Source organism: Telluria sp. ZB2R32 (assembly GCF_059685715.1).
The window spans coordinates 778,787-799,165 of record NZ_JCASIG010000001.1; the positions used below are offsets into that span (position 1 = coordinate 778,787).

The window sequence follows — 20,379 nt, forward strand, 5'->3', positions numbered from 1 at the left end:
ACCCATGAACAACGCCGTACTGCAGCCGGACGGGCGTTGTAGGGTGGGCTCCGCCCACGCGGTATCACCGTTCGATATGGGGCGCCATCCAACAACGCCGCCACATCTCCCACGCCGTACCGCGTGGGCAGAGCGGTTCGCCGCCCGGCCCACCCTACGGTTAGTGGGTAGCTCCAGCTACGTCGACGACGGCCTCGCCACCCCGAACCGCGACCTCCATCGCCACTTTCAACCCGGCGATGATGTCGGCCAACGCCATCGACGGCGCGCCCTCGATGGATACCGCCTGCTCCGGCAGATACGGCACGTGAATGAACCCGCCGGTCACCGCTTTGCCCTGCAGGTGATGCATCAACCCATAAAAGACGTGGTTGCACACGAAGGTGCCCGCGGTCTGTGACACCGAGGCGCGCAGCGCGCGTTCGCGCATCGCGGCGACGATCGCTTTCACCGGCAGCGTCGCGAAATACGCGGCGGGACCATCGGGCGCGATCGGCGCGTCGATCGGCTGCTGGCCGTCGTTGTCGACGATCGGCGCATCGTCGACGTTGATCGCCACCCGCTCGACCGTCAGGTCGGCGCGCCCGCCGGCCTGGCCGACGCAGAGCACGATGTCGGGCCGGATCTCGTCGACGGCGCCGCACAGCACCCGGTTGGCCTGGCCGAAAACGCAGGGCAGTTGCAGGATCTCGACCATGTAATCCTCGTCGATCCAGCCCTTGAACGAACGCACCGCCTCCCAGGCCGGATTGATCGTGGCGCCGTTGAAAGGTTCGAAACCAGTGAGCAGCACAATTTTTTTCATGGCTTATCGCTTAGTCAGGAAAAATGCATCAGGAAGTAGAGGAGGACGATGTTTGCCGCCAATAAGGGCAGTGCCGTCGGGATTTGCGCCTTGATCACGGCATTTTTGTCAGGCAACTCCAACAAGGCCGCGGGGACGATATTAAAATTCGCCGCCATTGGCGTCATTAATGTGCCGCAATACGCGCTGAACATGCCGATGGCAGCCATTACAGCAGGATTGGCATCGTATTGTCCAACCAGCACGGGTATGCCGATGCCGCCGGCAATCACGGGGAAGGCGGCAAAGCCATTGCCCATGATGATGGTGAACAGCGCCATGCCGATGCAATACAGGGCCACGGCGGCGAAGCGCGAATCGACGGCGAACCAGGCGGTCGTCACCTGCGCCACCGCCTTGCCGACGCCGGCTTCGGCAAACAGCAGGCCGAGCACGGCCAGCATGTGCGGCAGCGTCACCGCCCAGCTCATGGCGTCGACCAGGCGGCGCCCTTCGCGCACCCCCTGCAGCGGACTGGCGCGGGTCAGCCAGCAGGCAGCGCCCAGCGCCAGCAAGGCACCCAGGCCCAGGCTGGCCAGAGTCAGGTGCGCCTGGTCGAACAGGGCGAATGCGCCGACGTGCACATCCTTCAGCAGCGTTGCGCCGAGCACCGTCACCAGTGGGATCACCAGGGCCGGCAGGAACAGGCGGTTGCCCAGGCGCGCGGCACTGGCGCGGCGCTCGCCCTCTTCCAGGGTCCCGTGCCGGCCCGGTTTCACCAGGCCGCAGCCGGCCAGCAGCGCCATCGCGATCATGACGGCGCCGGCCAGCGCCGCCGGCATGAAGTCGCCGACCAGGTACACCGCCGCATACAGCCCCCAGAACAGCGCGGACGTGACGCGGCGCGGGTGATCGCGGTCGATCGCCGTGAGCAGCGCGACAAAGGCCAGCAGCAGGCCGACCAGCAAATACAGCAGCGACAGGGAAAAAATCACTTGGCCGCTCCTTCGCGGCGGATGGCGGCGTCCAGGCGGCGCAAATTCCAGCTGTGGATGACGAAGGCGCATACCGCGGTCGGAATGCCCCACAAGGCCATGTGCAACGGATCGACCTCGATGCCCTCTGCGCGCAGGATCGTCTGCATCAGCACGATCGCGCCAAAGGCGACAAAAATGTCCTCGCCAAAGAACAGGCCGACGTTGTCGGTGGCCGCCGCCATGGCGCGAATGCGGTAGCGCAGTGGATCGGAGAGCGTGCCGTTGCGCGCTTCGGCAGCGCCTTCGGCCAGGGGCGCCACCAGCGGCCGCACCATCGACGGCTGCCCGCCCAGGCTGGTCAGCCCGGCCGCGGCCGACACTTCGCGCAGGAACAGGTAGACGATCAGGAGGCGCCCGGACGTCGCCGAACGGATCCTGGCGATGCTCGCCATCGCATGTTCCTTGAGTCCGAAGCGCTCGAGCAGCCCGATCGCCGCCAGCGGCAGCAGCAGCACCAGCGGCAGGTTGCGCGTCTTCAGGAAGGCCGTGCCGAGCGATTCGAGCAAGTGCATGACCGGCATGGCGGCGGCGGCCCCGGTGACGCCGCAGGCGGCCACCACCACCAGCACGGGATTGGCGCGCAGCAGGAAGCCGGCGGCGATGACGGCCACGCCCAGCAGTGGCCACAGGTTGACGGCAGCGTGCATGCATTCTCCTTTTAGGCGCACGAGTGTAACTGACCCCGGTTTGCGTAGGCGAAACATCCTGGGACGATGCGTTCGTAAAAGATGGACCCCGTGTGGCTTCGCCGCCGCAACTCACCCGCATCGCGTTGCGCACCCGCGCACGCTTGATTAGCCTCATACATGACGCACATCCCGCCATTAATCTCGGGGCACGAACGGCGGGGATCCTGCCATCCACAAGGAGACACCATGCGCCTGCCCGATGTTGTGCACGCTACCCTTCAAGCCTGTGTGCAGGCTTTCCGCCGCTGTGCCGGGCGCCTGGCTCCCCTCGCACTGTGCGGCGCGCTCGCCGCCTGCGGCGGTGGCATCGCGGTCGGCTTCGGCTATTCGGACTACGACGACGACCATCACGACAGGCCGGATCGCCCGCCGCAGCCCACGGGCGAACCCGGCATCTTCCTGGTCGCCGGCGGCCTGTGTCCCAATTGCGGCGGCTCGCTCGACGGTTCCGGCTCGACCGCACGCTTCGACGGCCCCGAAGGCATCGTCACCGCCCCCGACGGCAACCTGTACGTGGCCGAAAAGAACAGCGGCACGATCCGCCGGATCTCGCCGCAAAGCGTCGCCGTGACCTTTGCCGGCAGCGTCGGCGCGCCCGGCAGCCAGGATGGCGCCGGCAGCGGCGCGCGCTTCAACGCACCGACCCGCATCGAAGCCGACGCCGACGGCAACCTGTATGTGACCGATACCGGCAATTCGACCATCCGCCGCATCAGCGCGGCGGGCGCCGTCACCACGCTGGCCGGCGCCGCCGGCGAATGCGGCAGTGCCGACGGCGACGCACGCACGGCGCGCTTTTGCTCGCCGCAAGGCATCGCTATCGACCGCCAGGGCATCCTGTACGTGGCCGACACACTGAACCACACGATCCGGCGCATCGACCGCGCCAACGTGGTCACCACCATCGCCGGGGCGGCGGGCGCCTGCGGCAGCAGCGATGGGCGCGGCGGCGCAGCAAGATTTTGCGAGCCGCAGGACATCGAGGTCGATTCGGCCGGCTATGTGTACGTCGCCGATACCGCCAATTCGACCATCCGCGAAATCTCGCCCGCGGGCGAGGTGCGCACGATCGCCGGGGCAGCGGGACAATGCGGCAGCGCCGATGGCGTGGAAAGCAATGCGCGCCTGTGCCGCGCCGCCGGCCTCGCGCTCGACGGCGCCGGCAGCCTGTTCGTGGCCGATACCGGCAACGGCACGATCCGCCGCATCACCATCTCCAACACGGTCAGCACCGTGATCGGGGTGGCGGGCAACCAGAACAATGTGCTGGGACCGCTGCCGGGCGGCCTGAATGCGCCGCGCGGCATCGCCGTCTTTGGCGCCGGCGCGCTGGCGGTGACGGCGCAGAACCTGGTGCTGAAGACGGTGCCGCGCTGAGTCCTGTCGGGATTTACTCGGGATGGACAGGCGTGGCCGCCAGGTCGCCGACGACCGTCCGCCACGGCCGCACGTGGAAGGCGCGTACCAGGCCGTTGGTGACATACGGATCGGTGGCGGCGAAGAGTTGGGGGATTTCGGGCGACTCGCAACTGAACACCAGCAACGCGGTGTCGGCCGGTTCGTCGAGCGCACCGGCCAGCACCAGTTCTCCGCGTTCCTGCGCGTCCCAAGCCAGCTTCAGGTGGGCATTGCGAAATTCGGCGCGGCGCTCCAGGTAGTCGGGCGCGAGGTCATAGGTCAGCAGGAAATGCACGGGAATTCCTTCATGGTGGGAGTGGCAAGGGGGTCTGTCCATGTTACCCGATGCCGCGAGAGCCCCTGCAACAATCGTGGCGCGTGGACGTAGGGCGGACGGCTCCACTGAGCAGGTGAGCGAGGAAACATCAACGCCGCCCATGCGTTCAACCCACGCCAGCACTCCCGCGACCTTGTGTAGCGAAAAGCACACTTCCCCGACGACTAACATTCATGCTGCAATGCATGGCGACATGGCGCACAGAACGTTCGCTACCGACGAGGTAGACTGAACCCATGAACACATCGAAAAAAATGGCGGCGGGGATGGCGGGGTTTGCCAGCGTGTTGTGGCTCGGGCTCACGGCTGCGGTCGCCGCGAACCAGCGCCGGCTGGTGTTCAACCCGACCATCGTCCCCGAAGTAAGCAGCCCGCGCAGCAGCGGCCACCGGACCCGGCCGGTCGTGTTGCGCGCGAAGGACGGCACCCGCCTGTGCGGCTGGCTGATGACGCCGCGCACGCCCGGCATCCATCCTGCGGTGCTGTATTTCGGCGGCCGCTCCGAGGAAGTGTCCTGGGTCGTGCGCGACGCCGGCAACCTGTTCCCGAACATGACGGTGCTGGCGCTGAACTATCGCGGCTACGGCAATTCGCACGGCATTCCCGACGAAACCCTGCTGGTCGAAGACGGCTGCACCCTGTTCGACTGGCTGGCCGCCCTGGGCCAGGTCGACGCGCGCCGCATCGCCGTCGTCGGACGCAGCCTCGGTTCCGGCGTGGCGGTGCAGGTGGCGAAGGAACGCGCGGCCCACTCGGTGGTCTTGATCACGCCCTACGATTCGATCTTGGCGATCGCCAAGCGCAAGTTCCGCGCGATGCCGATCGAGTACATGCTGCGCCACCGCTTCGAGTCGATCAAGCATGCGCCCGCGCTGAAGGTGCCGACCTATGTGCTGCGCGCCGAGAACGACGACGTCGTGCCGCATTCGCATACCGACCAGCTGTGCGAGAAGCTCGCCAACCTGATCCTCGACGACGTCGTGCCCGGCTCCGACCACATGAACATTCCCTACCTGGAGGCCACGCAAGGCCGCATCGCCGGTTTCCTCGCGGGGCGCTTCAGCCAGCCCCTGCCCTCCTCCGATCTCATCCAAACTGTGGCGTAGTGGAAAAAAATGCCGAAAGTTGTCGGCATTTATATTTCCATCGAATAAATTGCCAAGTAAAATCGTATTTGCCTTGCATCGGCAGGCTGATGCATATTTGACAGGTTGAGCTGCGCCCGATTATCTGTACCCGGGATCACGCGGCGCATGGCCGTCCCTCCCTAACACTCAGCTGTTGTGATGGCGCGACATTCGCGCACGCAGCGTTGCGGGGAAAAGGTCTGCGATACAAATCGTAACCACATGAAATGTCCGGGACTGACAGAATCGGCACGGCGTCCGCACGGTGGCATGCCGCGCCAAGAGTCTTGCCTCTAGGCAGTCCCTCCCAACGCAGCCGTTGCGCCGGGTACAATATCGAAATTCCAGGAGCTCATTCATGAAATTCAAGCAACTCAGCATGACGATTGCGGCGCTGTGCATCACCGCCAGCGCGAGCGCAGCCGCCCCTGCCGGTGCACCAAAGCTGGGCATCGTCTACGATGCCGGCGGCAAGTTCGACAAGTCGTTCAACCAGTCCGCTTTCGAAGGCGCCGAGCGCTTCAAGAAAGAAACGAACATCCCCTACATCGAAGTCCAGGCCAACAGCGATACCCAGGCTGAGCAGGTGATGCGCGGCCTCGCGCGCAAGAAGCTCGACATGATCGCCGCGATCGGCTTCTCGCAGACCCAGGCCGTCGCCAAGGTCGCCAAGGAATTCCCGAAAGTCAAATTCGTCCTGATCGACTCGATCGCGCCCGGCGCGAACGTGAACTCGATCATGTTCAAGGAACAGGAAGGCTCCTACCTGGTCGGCGTCGCCGCCGCCATGGCTTCCAAATCCAAGAAAATCGGTTTCGTCGGCGGCATGGACATCCCGCTGATCCGTGCCTTTGCCTGCGGCTACAGCCAGGGCGCCAAGGCGCAAGCGCCGAAAATCGAGATCATGTCGAACATGGTCGGCACCACCAGCGCCGCCTGGAACGACCCGGCCAAGGGCGGCGAGCTGGCACGCCAGCAATTCGACCGCGGCGCCGACGTCGTCTTCGCCGTTGCCGGCGGTTCGGGCATGGGCGCGCTGCAGATGGCCAAGGAAAAAGGCAAGCTGGCGATCGGCGTCGATTCGAACCAGAACTACCTGCACCCGGGTTCGATGCTGACCTCGATGGTCAAGCGCGTCGACCTGGCGATCTACGACTCGTTCATGCAGGTCAAGAACAATACCTGGAAGGGTGGCACGACCTATAAAGGCCTGAAAGAAGGCGGCGTCGACTGGGTGCTGGACAAGGACAACCGCAAGGTGGTCTCGCCCGAGATCGAAAAGCGCGTGAATGGCGTCAAGGCCGACATCGTCAACGGCAAGATCAAGGTCATCGACTACCGCGCCGGCAGCAGCTGCCCGGTCTGATTTTTTTCGGTTTTACAAGAGGCGCGCCGCACCGGGTTTCCGGTCCGGCGCGCTTTTGAATACAAGCATTTACTTTTCACTACTATCGCTATGCAGCCAGCCGTAGAATTTCGCAACATAAGCAAGGCCTTCGGGCCGGTGCAAGCGAACGCTGACGTCAGCTTCACGATCGTCAAGGGTTCCATCCACGGCGTCATCGGAGAAAACGGCGCCGGCAAATCCACCCTGATGAGCATCCTGTACGGCTACTATCATGCCGACAGTGGCCAGCTGTTAATCGACGGCCAGGCGCGCTTGATCCGCACCAGCCAGGAAGCCATCGACCTCGGCATCGGCATGGTGCACCAGCACTTCATGCTGGTCGAGAACATGACCGTGCTCGATAACGTGATGCTCGGCGCCGAAGGCGGCTTCAAGCTCGCCACCAAGCGCGCCGAAGTCGAAGCGAAGCTGCGCGAGATCTGCAGCCGTTACCGCCTCGACGTCGATCCGCTCGCGACCATCCACGATCTGTCCGTGGGCGCCCAGCAGCGCGTCGAGATCCTGAAACAGATCTACCGCAGCGCCAACATCCTCATCCTGGACGAGCCGACCGCCGTGCTGACGGCCCAGGAAACGGCTTCGCTGTTCGAAATCCTGCGCCTGTTCAAGGAGCAAGGCAAGACCATCATCCTGATCACCCACAAGCTGCAGGAGATCATGGACATCACCGACCAGGTAACGGTGCTGCGCGCCGGCCGCGTGTCGGGCGCGGTCGCCACCGCCGCAACTTCGAAGGAGCAGCTGGCCAACATGATGGTCGGCCGTCCGATCGAAGGCAACCTGCCGCGCAAACCATTCAATCCCGGTGCGCCGGTGCTGAACGTGAAAAACCTGCAGCTGAAAGATGCCAATGGCGTCCAGCTGCTGGCCGACATCGACCTGAACGTGCGTGCCGGCGAGATCGTCGCCATCGCCGGCGTCTCGGGCAACGGCCAGAGCGAACTGATGGAAATCCTGGCCGGCATGCGCCTGCCGACCTCCGGCCAGGTCGAGCTGGAAGGCAAGGCCCTGCCCTTTGGCCGCCGCACGAATGCCGACGGCCTGCCCGCCACCTTCCGCAACCTCGGCATCGGCCACGTACCGGAAGACCGCCTGCGCGATGGCGTCATCAAGGATTTCTCGGTGATGCAGAACACCGTGTTCGGCTACCAGGAACGCGTGAAAAACCGCTGGGGCCTGTTCGACTTCGACAAGATCACCAAGCGCTGCGCGCACCTGCTGCAAGCCTTCGACGTGCGCCCGAATAATCCGGACCTGCGCATCGGCCTGCTCTCGGGCGGCAACCAGCAAAAGGTCGTGATCGCGCGCGAAGTGTCGGCCCAGCCAAAACTGATGCTGGTCGGCCAGCCGACCCGCGGCGTCGACATCGGCACCATCGAATCGATCCACACCCAGCTGCTGCGCCTGCGCGACGAAGGCGTGGCGATCCTGCTGGTGTCGGTGGAGCTGGAAGAAGTGCGCGCCCTGGCCGACCGCATCGTCGTCATGTCGGGTGGCCGCGTCACCGGCGAACTCAATATCGACGAATTCGACACCACCCGCATCGGCCTCCTGATGGGCGGGATGCACAAGTCATGAAACAGATGAAAACCACCGAACTGCCACGCTGGGCGACAGGGATCGTCCTGCCGCTGTTGAATTTGCTGTCGGCGCTGCTCGTCGCCGCGCTGGTCATCCACCTGCTCGGCGAGAGCCCGGTCGAATCGATGAAGATCCTGATCGACTCGGCCGTCATCAATCCGGAAGGCCTGGCCTACACCCTGTTCTACGCCAGCACCTTCATCTTCACCGGTCTGGCGGTATCGATCGCCATGAAGGCGGGCCTGTTCAACATCGGCGCCGAAGGCCAGATGTATTTCGGCGGCCTGGGCCTGACCCTGGCCGTGCTGAGTTTCGATGCGACGCTGTCGCCCTGGCTCCTGATCCCGCTGGCGATGCTCGGCAGCGCGATCTTCGGCGCCCTCTGGGCCTTCCTGCCGGGCTACCTGCAGGCCAAGCGCGGCAGCCACGTGGTGGTCACGACCATCATGTTCAACTTCATTGCCGCCAGCCTGATGAACTTCATCATCGTCAAATACCTGATTCCCGAAGGCGAGCAGAATCCGGCCAGCCGCGTGTTCTCGGAAGCGGCCGCGCTGCCGACCCTGAACACCTGGTTCCCGGTCTTCGGCGACACGCCGCTGAACATCGGCTTCCCGATCGCGATCGTGGCGCTAGTGATTTACGGCGTGATGGTCTCGCGCTCGAGCTGGGGTTACCAGCTGCGCGCCACCGGCTTGAACCAGCACGCGGCCCATTACGCCGGCGTGCGCATCAGCCGCATGATCATCGTCGCGATGCTGATCTCGGGCGCCCTCGCCGGCCTCGCCGCGGTGAATTCGATCATGGGCTCGACCCACTACCTGAGCCTGAACTTCCCGGCCGGCGCCGGTTTCGTCGGCATCGCCATTGCCCTGATGGGGCGCCAGCATCCGGTCGGCATCTTCCTGTCGTCGGTGCTGTTCGGCGCGCTTATCCAGGGCGGTTTCGATCTGTCGCTGGAAAAACCGAACATCCCGGTCGAGACCTTCGTCTTCATCCAGGGCCTGATCATCCTGTTCTGCGGCGCGATGGAGAATTTCTACGCCCCGGCAGTCCTGAAACTGATCAACGCAACACGCAAGGGATAAACATGGAAGGCTTTGATATCGCCAATATCGTCGTCTCGACGATTCGTAACGCGCCGGTGCTGATGTTCGCCGCGCTGGCCGGCCTGTTCGCCGAACGCAGCGGCGTCGTCGACATCGGCCTCGAGGGCAAGATCCTCGCCTCGGCCTTTGTCTCGGCAGCAGTCGGCTACACGACGCAAAACCCGTGGGCCGGCATTGCCGCCGGCATCGCCGTCTCGGTGGCCCTGGCCATGGTGCAGGCATTCGTGTCGATCACCCAGAAAGGCAACCAGCTGGTGGCCGGCATCGCGATCAACATCGCCATGAGCGGCCTGACTTTCGTCGTCGCCCAGTACATCTTCCAGCAGGGCGGCCGCACGCCCGACCTGGGCGCGGCGCGCCTGTCGAACGTGGTGCTGCCGGGCGCGGAAGCCTTGGCCGGCGTGCCGGTGCTGGGCTGGATCTGGAACAGCCTGCTCGGCGGCCATTCGCCGCTGGTCTACCTGGCCTTCCTGCTGCTGCCGCTGGTGCACTGGGTGGTCTACCACAGCCGCTTCGGCCTGCGCCTGCGCGCCTGCGGCGAGAATCCGCACGCGGCCGACGCCGCCGGCGTCTCGGTCGAACGCACGCGCTACCTGGCGATGCTGGTCGCCGGCGTGCTGTGCTCGTTCTCGGGCGCCTACCTGTCGATCGTCCAGAGCGGCTTCTTCTTGCGCGACATGTCGGCCGGCGCCGGCTACCTGGCCCTGACCGCCCTGGTGTTCGGCAACTGGCGCCCGGTGCAGACCGTGCTCGGCTGCCTGATGTTCGGCTTCTTCTCGGCCGTACAGATCCAGATCGAAGGCGTCGACCTGCCGGTCGTGGGCCGCATCCCGGGCTCGCTGATCCAGATGATTCCGTACGTCGTGACCGTGATCGTGCTGGCCGGGTTGATGGCAAAGTCGGTGGCGCCGAAGGCGGTGGGCAAGCCGTTCGTCAAATCGCGTTGATTCGCGTTCGGTGATGATCGAGGGCGGCCTGCGGGCCGTCCTTTTTTTTGTTTGAATGTCCGACCTCGTCTGGTATACCCGTAGGGTGGACGGCTCCACCCGGGTGCCCGATCATCGGTAACGCATGCGCCGCCCACGCGTTCAACCAGCCCGGAAACGTCGCGTAAACGCATATGACCGTTGAACGCGTGGGCGGCGCATCCGGTGTGTCTGCGCATCGTGTCGGTGGAGCCGCCCACCTTACGTCCTGCTGCATACCCGTAGGGTGGGCGGCTATACCTGGTGGCGTGAACATCGACGACGCCGGCGCCGCCCACGCGTTCAACCGGCCCTGGAAACCTCGCGACAACGCATACGACCGTTGAACGCGTGGGCGGCGCATGCGGCGTGTCCGTTCATCGTGCCGGGTGGAGCCGCCCACCCTACGGCCTGCTGCATGCGTTGGCGTGTGCGCCAATTACTCGCGCTACAGCGTAGTCCCGCCGGCGTCGAGCTTTTGCAGCACGTGCTTCTTGCCGCTCCTGGCCTGGTGCCAGGCCGGCAGCACGCGGAAGGTCAGCGCCAGGTCGTAGTCGCCGGCGACGCTGCCGGTGTCCATCGGCTCGTCACCACGGCGGTTCTGGAACCAGCGCAGCCAGGCGGCGGAACCCGGTGCGGGCGAGTTCAGGTAGGGAGCGCCGGCATTCGGTGCGCCGCCTGGCTCGGGCGGCGTCAGCGGCATCAGGAACGACGCCATCCCTTTCGCCGGATTGGCCGCGTTCCATTGCGAAGCGCCATGGCAGCTGAGGCAGGACGAATTCGGCGCGCGCCGTACCAGGCTACGGCGGCCTTGCGTGACGACCGAGATATCGTTCACGCCATGGTCGTTCGGTCCCGACAGGCGCCCTCCCCAGCCGAGCGTCTCGGTGGCGTACAGCGGCGCGTTCGGGTTGATCCAGGTTTCCTGCAGAGGCGCGCGCGGGTTGGCGGCGCTGTCCACGCGCGGGTCATTGCCCCATTGCGCGCCCAGCGGCACCATCTGGTCCCAGATGCCGCGGCTGCCCGGGCGCGTCGCGCGGTCGTAGACCAGGGTCGTGAACACCCAGCCGGTCTGCGGCGCCGATTGCGTGTCCTTGACCACGATGTCGACCTGCATCAGGTAACCCCTGCCCAGCGTCGGCCGGTCGAACTGGCCAGTGGTGGCGTTGGCTGTCATCATCATCGGCCAGCTCAGGGCGCCACGCATGGCGGGCCATTCGGCCGGACCGGCGGTGACGAAGGCGAGCTTGATGGTCACCGAGCCTTCGGCATACTGGGTGGCGTTCGCACCCAGTTGCGGCGCATGCGGATCGCGCCAGATGGCGCCCAGCGTTTGCGCCCCGATGCGGTTGTAATAGGTGATCACATAGGTCGTGAAGGGCTTGCTCAGGCCGCTCTTCGGGAACAGGCTGTCGTCGATCCGTTCGCCGCCGACCAGCATGCCCTTGATCGCTTCGCGCTGCAAGCCCAGCCAGGGATCGTTGTACCAGCCGCGCCGGCCGGCATCCCAGTCGGCGTCGCCGGCCAGCAGCGCCACCATGTCGCGCGCCACATGGTCTTTCAGGGATTGGGTGTAGGCGGCGGCGTTCGCGCTGTTGATCGGCAGGTTGCCGATGGCGCTGCGCCAGGGCATGGCGGGTGCCGGCAAGCCGGCCGGGTAGTCGTGGCTGAGCTTGAAGAGCGGGCCGGCATGGTCGGCGCGCGCGGGAAGGTGGCCGTTGTGGTCGAGCCAGGGGTCGGGGGTAGCGGCCGCGGCGGGCAGCGCGAGGAGCAGGCCGACCACGGACAGGCAGTAGCAGAGATAGAGGGTGCGGAGGCGCATGATCGCTCCTGGGAAGGACGTAAGACAACCATTCTTCCGTGTGGCGATCAGGGTGGCTTGCGCAGGAACAAGATCCTGCGAGAAGTCAGCGTATGCGGCCTACGGGATGCATTTCGACACGCATGAGTTCGACCGGGTGGGCACAAGTGCCCACCCTACGAGGTTGTGAAAAAATCGCCATGGCTGCGTTGCCTCGTCTCGCCGTACCCTCGTACTGTCTTCGACTCGGCGCCGGGCGGCCGTATCCCTTGCCCTGACAATTTTTTCACAACCTCTACATGGTCCGTGGTTAATCGCTTGCCAGGCGCGCCGAGCGTTTGAAAGTCCACGACAGGCCGAAGCCGGCCGAGACGCCGTTGTCGCGCAGGTGCAGCGGGCTGTCCTTGTTGGCGCCGGCGCCGTAGTTCTCGGCGCGCAGGAAGGCGTAGGCGCGCAGGTCGGGGTTGATCGAACGCGCTGCGAACACGCCGGCGCGGACCAGGATCAGGCCGGCGTCGGCGCTGTAGGCGGCGCGCGACGCGGTGGCGTATTCGGGACGCACTTCATAGAAATAACGGTTGATCTTGGCGTCGCCGACCACCGCGGACAGCTGGGTGTCGAACACCCATTTGCCGTCGAGGCTGCGCCGTTCGTAGACCAGGCGCGGTTCGAACGTATAGCCCTGGTGGCGCACGCCGCCGCGCACTTCCATCACCGCGCGCAGCGGCAGGTCGGCGCGCAGGCCGCTTTGCGCATCGAAGCGTGCCAGACGCACCTTCAGGCGCGGGCCGAATTCGGCCAGTGCGCCCAGGTTGGGCATGCCGGCACGGGCGGCGACGTCGTCCGAGCGCGCCGGCAGCGACGCGGCCAGGCCGACGTCGAGTTCGGCGGTGTCGCTCTTGAACAGGCGCGCGCCGATGCCACCCTGGTCGGCGCGGAAGATCTTGCCGCGATACATGATGGTCGGCAGCGCCAGGCCGCGCGTCTCGCGGTCGTCGGCGCCCGGATACGAAGGCGTGCTGACGACGCCGCCGGCCAGGCCGATTTCCCAGAGCGGCTGGGCGGGTGCGCCCGAGACCTGGGCGTGGGCGGTGGCGGCGAAGCAGGCAAGGACTGCGCCGGCAAGAAGGGAACGGTTCATGCGGTATCCGGAAGTAAGGGCGCGGCGCGCCGAAACCGCCATTTTAGCGTCCGCCGGGACAGCCCGGCCGTACTTTATGGTGAATATGCCATCCCGGGCAGCACAACGGCTCTGGACAAAAAACGGGGCCGGCAGCGATCCGCTGCGGCCCCGTTCGATCCAGCGTAACAGTATTAGCCGTAAATCGCCTTCAACACTTCAGCCAGTTTGTAACCGCCCTTGATCAATTGCTCCTTGGCGATCTGCGAGCTCGGCACCGGGTAGTTGGCCGGCACTTCCAGCGCGAAGGTGTAATAGGTGTCGCCCTTCTTGCTGGTCTGCGGCGTGATCTTGCCCGGCACCACGTCGGCATAGGCGAATTTCGACACCACCAGCGCGTCGTCTGCCCACTGGTACGGCCAGGTGACCGGGTCGCCGCTGTTGGCCTTGATGGCCGGCTTGCTGTCGATGGCAAACTGGGCGAACTGGCCCGGGGTTTTGGTTTGCACGCGGCGGAAGGCGTAGTCGACCGTGGTGCTGTCCCAGTACGAGTGGAACGGCTTAGTGAGCGACTTGGGCACGCCTTCGCGGATCGGCTTCGGCTCGCCCGGCGGGATCAGGTTGGCGCTCAGCTGGGTCAGCTTTTCGTCGTCCAGCAGCAGGTTGTTGCCGCCGCGCGAATCGAAGATCGCGGCTTCGTCGACTTCGGCATGGGTCTTCGGCACCACGAACCTGCCATCCTTGCTGACAAACGCCGCGCCCACGTGCAGCGGCTGGTGGATGTCGCCGGTCATGTGGGTCAGCAGGATCAGCGCCTGGCGCTTGGTGAACTTGTGCGGGTTCAGGGCCGGATCGGTCTTACCTTGCAGCACGGCGATGGCCTGCTTCAGGGTTTGCACGATGTCGACCTCGCTGGTGCCGACGCCATGGTCATGGTAATGCTCGAGCTGGAACGGCACGTCGGTGTAGTGGTATTCGCTGTGCTTCGGATTGGCGGTGGTGTACTCGACCATTTCCGGCGATTGCGGGCCGCAATAGGTGCCCTTCACGCAATCCGGCCAGTTGGCGATCGATTCGAGCGTCTCGCCCGGCAGCAGCAAGGCGGCGATCTGCTTTTGCGCATTCGTGCCCTTGAGCAGTTTATCGGCGATGGCGCCGACCGCGCGGTGGCCGTCGCCGCCCCAGGCCAGGGCAGCGTTCGAAGCGAAGGCGCCGGCAAGCGCGAGGACACAGGCTAATTTCTTCATGGATTCTCCGTTGTAGAGCGTTACTGCATTATTGCGGTATTGGTTACTGAGCGCGCACTTTGTCGATGCGCACCGTCGGGGCCATGCCGGCAGCCGCGCCGCCTGCCCCAGGATTTTTGGCGATGTAGTCGCTCAGCGCGTCGAGGTCGACGATCTGCGTATCGACGCGGTTGATGCCCTTGGCAAATTCCGGGAAATTGTCTCCGCCTTCGGCCAGGAAATTGTTGGCCACCACGCGGTAGGTTTTGGCATCGTCGACCGGCACGCCATTGAACTTCAGGCTGCCCGGCACCAGGCGCTGGCCGAGCGGACGCGCCGCGTCCCAGGTATACGTGAGGCCTTGCGACACTTGCAGTACCGTGGCGCCGGACGCGCTCGGACGCTGCCACTGCTGTTCCAGCAAGCGCTTCAACTGCGCGCCGCTCAGGTCCAGCACCACCAGCGTATTCCCGAACGGCAGCACCGCCTGGGCGTGACCGAAATTGGTGGTCAGCGCGGCATCCGAGGTTTCCAGGTCCTTGCGGATGCCGCCATTGTTCATGAAGCCGATCTGGGCGCCATGGGTGCGGGTGGCCGCCAGCACGGCGTCGGCGATCAGGTTGCCCAGCGGGGACTCGCCGGCATCGCTGGCCTTGCGCGCCACGGTCGCCGTGCCGAGTTTGCCGAGCGGACGCGCCAGCGCCGCGCGGCTGCGTTCCTTCACGCTGGCGAGATAGGCGGACACCTTCGGGTCGGCCGGGAACAGTTCGGGATTCATCACGACGTTCTTGACGTCGATATCGGCGATCGCGCCGCTGGCAGGATCGACCTTCAGCGCAATGCGCGACAGCAGGTGCCCGGCCGCATCGGCCTGGGTCACGACACGGCCATCGACCGTGCACAGGTAACCCTGGTGCGAGTGGCCGGTAATGACCAGGCGGATCGCCGGATCGAGGCGCTTGACGATGTCGACCACGCCGCCGGTCAGCCCCTTGCAGCCGGGCTGGTCGGGCGACTCGTCGGTGCGGCCTCCTTCATGAATCAGGGCGATGAAGACCTTGGCGCCATCGGCGCGCATCTGCGTCAGCGACTTGTTGATGGCGTCGGCTTCGTCGATGAAGTCGAGGCCGGCAATCGCCGAGGCGACCGCGACCGAAGCGGTGCCCTGCAGCACGGCGCCGACCACGCCGACTTTGACGCCCTTGACGTCCTCAATCCGGTAGCCGGGCATGAAGGGCTTGCCGGTGCTGCTGTCGAGCACGTTCGCGGCGAGATAAGTGAACTGCGCGCCGCGGTAGTTCGGGCTCAGGCGGCAGGCCTTGGCCGGACGCGGCGAATCGCAACCACCGGCTTGCTGGCGCAGCAATTCCTTGCGGCCCTGGTCGAATTCATGGTTGCCTACCGACGACAGGCGCAGGCCGAGCAGGTTCATCGCCTCGATGCTCGGCTCGTCGGCCCACATCGAGGACAGCGCCGGGCTGGCGCCGATCAGGTCGCCCGCGCCGATGAACAGCAGGTCTTTATCCTCTTTGCGCCAGGCCGCCAGCGCGCCGCTCAGGGCTTCGATGCCGCCGGCGCGCAGGGTTGTGCTTTTGCCGGTGGCGGCGCTGGTGTAGGTGTACTTGCTCGGCTCGAGGTTGCCGTGGAAATCGTTGATGGCGACCAGGTTCAAGGTGATGGGACCTTGCGGAACCGTGGTGCAGCCGGCGGCGAGCAGGGCCAGCGCCAGCAGGGACAAACCGGCGCGCGCGCGCGGGAAAACGGACATGACTTACCTTTACAGATTGAAGGCGGGAGAGGCCCCGCGTGGGCAGACGGAATTATTGCACGTAGGCCAGAGCGCGACTATCTTTACAATCCCGTCGCGCCCTGCCCCACCATAAAAAAACGGCCGGTGTCGCCACCGGCCGTTCATCACCTTACAGGCATCGGATCAAGTATTAGAACTCGTACTTGAGGGTTGCCTGGACGGCCCACTGCGATTCGCCCTTGGCTTGGCGCACGTTCAGGTCTTCGACGTTGTCACGCACTGCGTACGTGTAACGGCCCTGTGCATCCAGGCCGACGTAGTCGACGAAGCTGCGTGCCTGCGCGCCGGCGGACTGGAAGCCCACTTCTTCGATACGGCCCCACTTCTTGTTCAGCAGGTTGCCGAAGTTCAGGATGTCGAGCGAGAAGCTGGCCTTGTGCTTGGCGGCGAAGCCAGGGATTTCCTGGGTGATCTTCACGTCGAAGCTGTTGGTCCATGGCGAGAAGTCGCTGTTACGCTCGACCACGCCGCCCTTGGCTTTGCTCAGGACCTTGTTACTGTTGACGATGTCCCAGAAGCGCGCTTCGGCAGTTGCGCGTGCTGCGGCGGTCGTGCCGTAGAAGGCGACTTCACCCGAACCCGGACCCGACGGGATGTACATCAGGTCGTTGCCTGCCAGGCCGTCACCGTTCAGGTCGTTGTTGACCGTCCAGCTGTACGGCTTGCCTTCACGGCCTTCATAGAAGACGCCGAGACGGGTGCGGTAGTTACCGAAGAAACGCTTTTCCCACGACAGACGCGCATTGATACGGTCTTTCACCAGGTACGACGAGTTCGCGGCGACTTCTTCGTTCGGGTTGAAGACCGAACGGCCCGACCAGTTCGAGTTCGAGGTCGACGAGGTCAGCGGCGAGACTTCGGTCGCGTTGGTGTGGGTGTAGGCCACCGACCAGCCGAAGCCCTGGCGGGTCGGGCTCGTCAGGGAGACGGTCACCAGCTGGGCGTCGCCCTTGTCGGTGCCCTTGGCCAGCAGCACGTTGCCGTAGCTCAGGTTCGAACGCGCCTTGGCGGTGTTCTGGCAATTGGTCGGGGTCGTCACCGAGTTGTTGCTAAACCCATAGCAGCCTGCCGACAGGCCGTTCGCGTTGTAGTACAGTGCGCGGCCATCGGTACCGGTCGCGGTCGCCGCGCCGACGTTCAGGTTCTGGTAGAAGATCGCGTTCTTGTTCTGGGTCGCCAGCAGTTCGGCGCCGAACACCAGGCCGTACCATGGCAGTTCGTGCTCGAATGCCAGGTTGGCTTTCCAGATCGACGGCTGCTTCAGGTCCGGCGACAGGATGTCGACGTTGGCGGCCGGGGTGGCGCCGGCAACGGTACGCTGCGCGGTCACGTCAGGCGTGAAGGTGCCGTCGGTGGTTGGGCAACGGGTTGCGCCCGAGCCCGAGCAGGTGATGATGCGGGTAGCGACGCCCGGGTTCGAGAACGGGTTCGACATCCAGACGGTTGCCGCGGCGCCCTGGAACAGGCCGGCGCCACCGCGCAATTGCATCGGACGTGCCGAATCGAACTTGTAGTTGAAGCCGACGCGTGGCTGCCACAGCTTGTCGCCGTCGAAGGTCTGCTGGTTGTCCAGGCCGTAACCACCGGTCTGGCGGCCGAACTGGCCGGCGCCGTTGACGGTCGCTGCGGCCACGGCGGCGTTCTGCAGCGGACGGCCTTCGACGTCGGTCATGTCGACGCGCACGCCGGCGCTGACGGTCAGGTTCTTGTTGACGCTCCAGTTATCCTGCAGGAACAGACCGGTGCTCTTCATCTCGAACTGGGCGATCGCGTTGCTCAGCGAACCACCGACGGCCGGCAGCTGCACGGTGTACGACGATGGACGGCCGCGACGGAAGTTCTCGTAGATCGCGGCGTTGATCTGGGCGGCATTGGCGTTCGCGCAGTTGATCGTACCGAAGGTGTACGTGAAGTTATTATCGCATTGGAACGTGTAGTTACCGTAGATGTTCTGCAGGAAGGCGTTGTAGACCTCGTTCGAGGTGTAGTCGGCGCCGAACTTGAACTCGTGGTCGCCCCACTTGTAGTTACCGCCCGCGTACAGGTCGAGGGTCTTGGTGCCCAGCACGTTGTTGTGGCGGCTGTTTTCGGTACCGGTGTTCAGGAAACGGCTGCCGGTACGGGTGCCGCTCGGCGCGTCCGACGGCAGCGGGCCGCTGAACGAGAACGACATGGTCGGCAGTTGCGCGTTGTTGATCGGCACCGAATCGTAGTCGCGGGTCGAGGCCTTGAACTCGGTCGAGAAGTTCTCGCTCCAGTCCGAGAAGACCTGGGCAACGGCCGTCTCGATGGTCTTGTCCTGCTTGTAGAACTGCGAGCTCAGCGACACGCCGGTCTGCGAGAAGCCCGGGAAGATCGGCTCGTTCTGCGAGGTCTTCGAGTAACGGAAGTTGGCGCGGTGGTCGTCGTTGATGTTCCAGTCGACCTTGAACATGCGCTCTTCCGACTTCATCTTGGTGCCGGCCGGCACTTCGGTGCTGCCGAGGTCGATGTTGTAGGTGTTCTTGGCGATGTCCTGCAGGGCGGCGATCTGGGTCGGGCTGATGCCGACGGTGGTGCCGGTGCCCGAGCCGATGGCGCCGAAGTCCGGCGAGCTGCGGCTGCTTTCGTGGTTTTCAGCCAGGGCGAAGAAGAACAGCTTGTCCTGGATCAGCGGGCCGCTGACCCACAGGCCCTTGGTGTTTTCCTTGAACGACGGGGCTTCGGTGTAGTCGCCGGTGGTGGCATTGAAACGGTCGCCGACCAGCTTGTCGCTACGGGTGATGTAGTAGGCGCCGCCGTGGTACACGTTGGTACCCGACTTGGTGACGGCGTTGACGTTGGCGCCGGTGTAGCCGCGCTGGGTCACGTCGTAGTTGGCGACGTTGACCTGCACCGACTGGATGGCTTCCATCGAGATCGGCTGGCGCGAGGTCGGGCTGCCGTTGGCTTCCAGGCCGAAGGTGTCGTTGATGGCGACGCCGTCGATGGTCATCGAGTTGTAGCGCGAGTTCTGGCCGGCCACCGACATTTCGCCGCGTTCCTTGTCGGTCTGCGACACGCGTGGGTCGAGGCGTGCGAAGTCCTGCAGGTTGCGGTTGATCGATGCCTGGGTTTCCAGGTCGGCGCGGGTCAGCGTGGTGACCGAACCCATCGAGCTGTTCGAGAAGATCTCGTTGCGGGCGCGGTTCGTGGTCACGGACACGGTCTGCATCTGCTGGCCCAGGGTCGCGTCGATCGACGCGGTCTCCGCCAGCTCGATGAACACGTTCTCGCGTTTTTCCGAGGCGCCGTTCTTGGTGATAATGATCGTGTACGGACCGCCGACGCGCAGGCCGCGGGCGATGTAACGGCCTTCGGCGTCGGTGGTGACGTTGCTGACAGAACCCGACTCGGTGTGGACGATCTGCACCGCCGCACCAGCCGCCGGCGCACCATCCGCACCCGAAACCCGGCCGCCGATGGCCGAGGTGGTGTTCTGCGCGAAGGTCGGCGCTGCCGACAACGCAATCGACAAAGCCAGCGCCAGCTTGGTCAGCCGGATCTGTTGTTGAGTGATCATTATTAAAACCCCAAAATAGACTTAATAGTTATGTGGACGCCGTGGTACGGCTTCCCTCTTTACAAGTACTGCAACCCTGGTTGCTGCGAGCCCGCAGTGGCACAAACGGTCATCGGTGAAGACGGGCGGATTGTAAGGAGGAAATATGTCATCTCCGTTACCGCCCTTGAAATAACAACAAGCATATTTATCAAGTAACCGAATATGCATGAGTGTCATGGACCGGACAAATACGTTTTTTCTTCCGTATTTATAGCGCCAGCCTCTGAATCGCCCCAAAACCGTGCTTTGTGCCGTACTACAAGGGGATTTCCCCGCGCAAATCACAGGCGGGATTATACGGAAGGCATTCTTCACTGAAATATTTTGATAAATATTTTCGACATTCCCGACCTGGGCTGCAGGATTCTGTGGCGACCTCGCCACATCTGTTAGCTTTGCGCTAA

The 20,379-nt window shown here is 64.6% G+C and carries 15 protein-coding genes; 6 read left to right on the forward strand and 9 right to left on the reverse strand.

Going from position 1 to position 20,379, the window contains the following annotated elements:
- Positions 1-160: 160 nt before the first annotated feature.
- The 3 genes from pcp to AC56LG_RS03340 are packed head-to-tail and all read right to left on the reverse strand — an operon-like array spanning position 161 to position 2,468.
- On the reverse strand, positions 161-805 hold the full coding sequence (pcp, locus tag AC56LG_RS03330; protein ID WP_497164706.1) for a pyroglutamyl-peptidase I: 645 nt from the start codon (positions 803-805) through the stop codon (positions 161-163).
- Between the two features lie 14 nt (positions 806-819).
- Positions 820-1,779, reverse strand: a complete 960-nt coding sequence (locus AC56LG_RS03335) for a DUF979 domain-containing protein (protein ID WP_497164707.1) — start codon at positions 1,777-1,779, stop codon at positions 820-822.
- The gene (locus tag AC56LG_RS03340; RefSeq protein WP_497164708.1) at positions 1,776-2,468 is read right to left on the reverse strand and encodes a DUF969 domain-containing protein; all 693 of its coding nucleotides are present in this window, start codon (positions 2,466-2,468) and stop codon (positions 1,776-1,778) included. Before AC56LG_RS03340 ends, AC56LG_RS03335 begins: the two co-directional genes overlap by 4 nt.
- Positions 2,469-2,696: 228 nt before the next feature.
- On the opposite strand from AC56LG_RS03340, the gene AC56LG_RS03345 reads away from it, so the two are divergent.
- Positions 2,697-3,887, forward strand: coding sequence for an NHL domain-containing protein (locus AC56LG_RS03345; protein ID WP_497164709.1), 1,191 nt, complete (start codon positions 2,697-2,699; stop codon positions 3,885-3,887).
- Between the two features lie 13 nt (positions 3,888-3,900).
- Here AC56LG_RS03345 and AC56LG_RS03350 read toward each other — a convergent pair whose 3' ends face one another.
- Entirely contained in the window at positions 3,901-4,203 is a 303-nt protein-coding gene (locus AC56LG_RS03350) for a YciI-like protein (RefSeq protein WP_497164710.1), read from the reverse strand.
- Positions 4,204-4,481: 278 nt separating this feature from the next.
- On the opposite strand from AC56LG_RS03350, the gene AC56LG_RS03355 reads away from it, so the two are divergent.
- From AC56LG_RS03355 to AC56LG_RS03375, 5 genes are all read left to right on the forward strand, one after another.
- Complete coding sequence (locus AC56LG_RS03355) at positions 4,482-5,351, forward strand: alpha/beta hydrolase (protein ID WP_497164711.1); 870 nt, start codon at positions 4,482-4,484, stop codon at positions 5,349-5,351.
- A 379-nt stretch (positions 5,352-5,730) separates the two neighbouring features.
- Positions 5,731-6,738 (forward strand): BMP family lipoprotein, encoded by a 1,008-nt coding sequence (locus AC56LG_RS03360; protein WP_497164712.1) that lies wholly within the window; start codon positions 5,731-5,733, stop codon positions 6,736-6,738.
- A gap of 90 nt (positions 6,739-6,828) precedes the next feature.
- The gene (locus tag AC56LG_RS03365; RefSeq protein ID WP_497164713.1) at positions 6,829-8,358 is read left to right on the forward strand and encodes an ABC transporter ATP-binding protein; all 1,530 of its coding nucleotides are present in this window, start codon (positions 6,829-6,831) and stop codon (positions 8,356-8,358) included.
- Between the two features lie 5 nt (positions 8,359-8,363).
- Complete coding sequence (locus AC56LG_RS03370; protein WP_497165013.1) at positions 8,364-9,449, forward strand: ABC transporter permease; 1,086 nt, start codon at positions 8,364-8,366, stop codon at positions 9,447-9,449.
- 2 nt (positions 9,450-9,451) lie between these two features.
- Positions 9,452-10,417: an ABC transporter permease gene (locus AC56LG_RS03375; protein WP_497164714.1), complete on the forward strand. Its 966-nt coding sequence runs from the start codon at positions 9,452-9,454 to the stop codon at positions 10,415-10,417.
- A gap of 466 nt (positions 10,418-10,883) precedes the next feature.
- Here AC56LG_RS03375 and AC56LG_RS03380 read toward each other — a convergent pair whose 3' ends face one another.
- The 5 genes from AC56LG_RS03380 to AC56LG_RS03400 all read right to left on the reverse strand — a co-directional run bounded on the left by AC56LG_RS03380 (position 10,884) and on the right by AC56LG_RS03400 (position 19,933).
- Complete coding sequence (locus AC56LG_RS03380; protein ID WP_497164715.1) at positions 10,884-12,257, reverse strand: hypothetical protein; 1,374 nt, start codon at positions 12,255-12,257, stop codon at positions 10,884-10,886.
- Between the two features lie 289 nt (positions 12,258-12,546).
- Entirely contained in the window at positions 12,547-13,377 is an 831-nt protein-coding gene (locus tag AC56LG_RS03385) for a MipA/OmpV family protein (protein ID WP_497164716.1), read from the reverse strand.
- A gap of 173 nt (positions 13,378-13,550) precedes the next feature.
- Entirely contained in the window at positions 13,551-14,603 is a 1,053-nt protein-coding gene (locus AC56LG_RS03390) for a S1/P1 nuclease (protein WP_497164717.1), read from the reverse strand.
- Between the two features lie 43 nt (positions 14,604-14,646).
- Complete coding sequence (locus tag AC56LG_RS03395) at positions 14,647-16,350, reverse strand: bifunctional metallophosphatase/5'-nucleotidase (RefSeq protein ID WP_497164718.1); 1,704 nt, start codon at positions 16,348-16,350, stop codon at positions 14,647-14,649.
- Between the two features lie 172 nt (positions 16,351-16,522).
- Entirely contained in the window at positions 16,523-19,933 is a 3,411-nt protein-coding gene (locus tag AC56LG_RS03400) for a TonB-dependent receptor (protein ID WP_497164719.1), read from the reverse strand.
- Positions 19,934-20,379 lie beyond the last annotated feature (446 nt).

Bases quoted from the DNA above. Each gene is read 5' to 3' on its own strand.
- AC56LG_RS03395 (WP_497164718.1), bottom strand. From the start codon at position 16,350: ATGTCCGTTTTCCCGCGCGCGCGCGCCGGTTTGTCCCTGCTGGCGCTG.
- AC56LG_RS03345 (WP_497164709.1), top strand. From the start codon at position 2,697: ATGCGCCTGCCCGATGTTGTGCACGCTACCCTTCAAGCCTGTGTGCAG.
- AC56LG_RS03360 (WP_497164712.1), top strand. From the start codon at position 5,731: ATGAAATTCAAGCAACTCAGCATGACGATTGCGGCGCTGTGCATCACC.
- AC56LG_RS03390 (WP_497164717.1), bottom strand. From the start codon at position 14,603: ATGAAGAAATTAGCCTGTGTCCTCGCGCTTGCCGGCGCCTTCGCTTCG.
- AC56LG_RS03400 (WP_497164719.1), bottom strand. From the start codon at position 19,933: ATGATCACTCAACAACAGATCCGGCTGACCAAGCTGGCGCTGGCTTTG.
- AC56LG_RS03365 (WP_497164713.1), top strand. From the start codon at position 6,829: ATGCAGCCAGCCGTAGAATTTCGCAACATAAGCAAGGCCTTCGGGCCG.
- pcp (WP_497164706.1), bottom strand. From the start codon at position 805: ATGAAAAAAATTGTGCTGCTCACTGGTTTCGAACCTTTCAACGGCGCC.
- AC56LG_RS03370 (WP_497165013.1), top strand. From the start codon at position 8,364: ATGAAAACCACCGAACTGCCACGCTGGGCGACAGGGATCGTCCTGCCG.
- AC56LG_RS03385 (WP_497164716.1), bottom strand. From the start codon at position 13,377: ATGAACCGTTCCCTTCTTGCCGGCGCAGTCCTTGCCTGCTTCGCCGCC.
- AC56LG_RS03340 (WP_497164708.1), bottom strand. From the start codon at position 2,468: ATGCACGCTGCCGTCAACCTGTGGCCACTGCTGGGCGTGGCCGTCATC.
- AC56LG_RS03355 (WP_497164711.1), top strand. From the start codon at position 4,482: ATGAACACATCGAAAAAAATGGCGGCGGGGATGGCGGGGTTTGCCAGC.
- AC56LG_RS03380 (WP_497164715.1), bottom strand. From the start codon at position 12,257: ATGCGCCTCCGCACCCTCTATCTCTGCTACTGCCTGTCCGTGGTCGGC.
- AC56LG_RS03375 (WP_497164714.1), top strand. From the start codon at position 9,452: ATGGAAGGCTTTGATATCGCCAATATCGTCGTCTCGACGATTCGTAAC.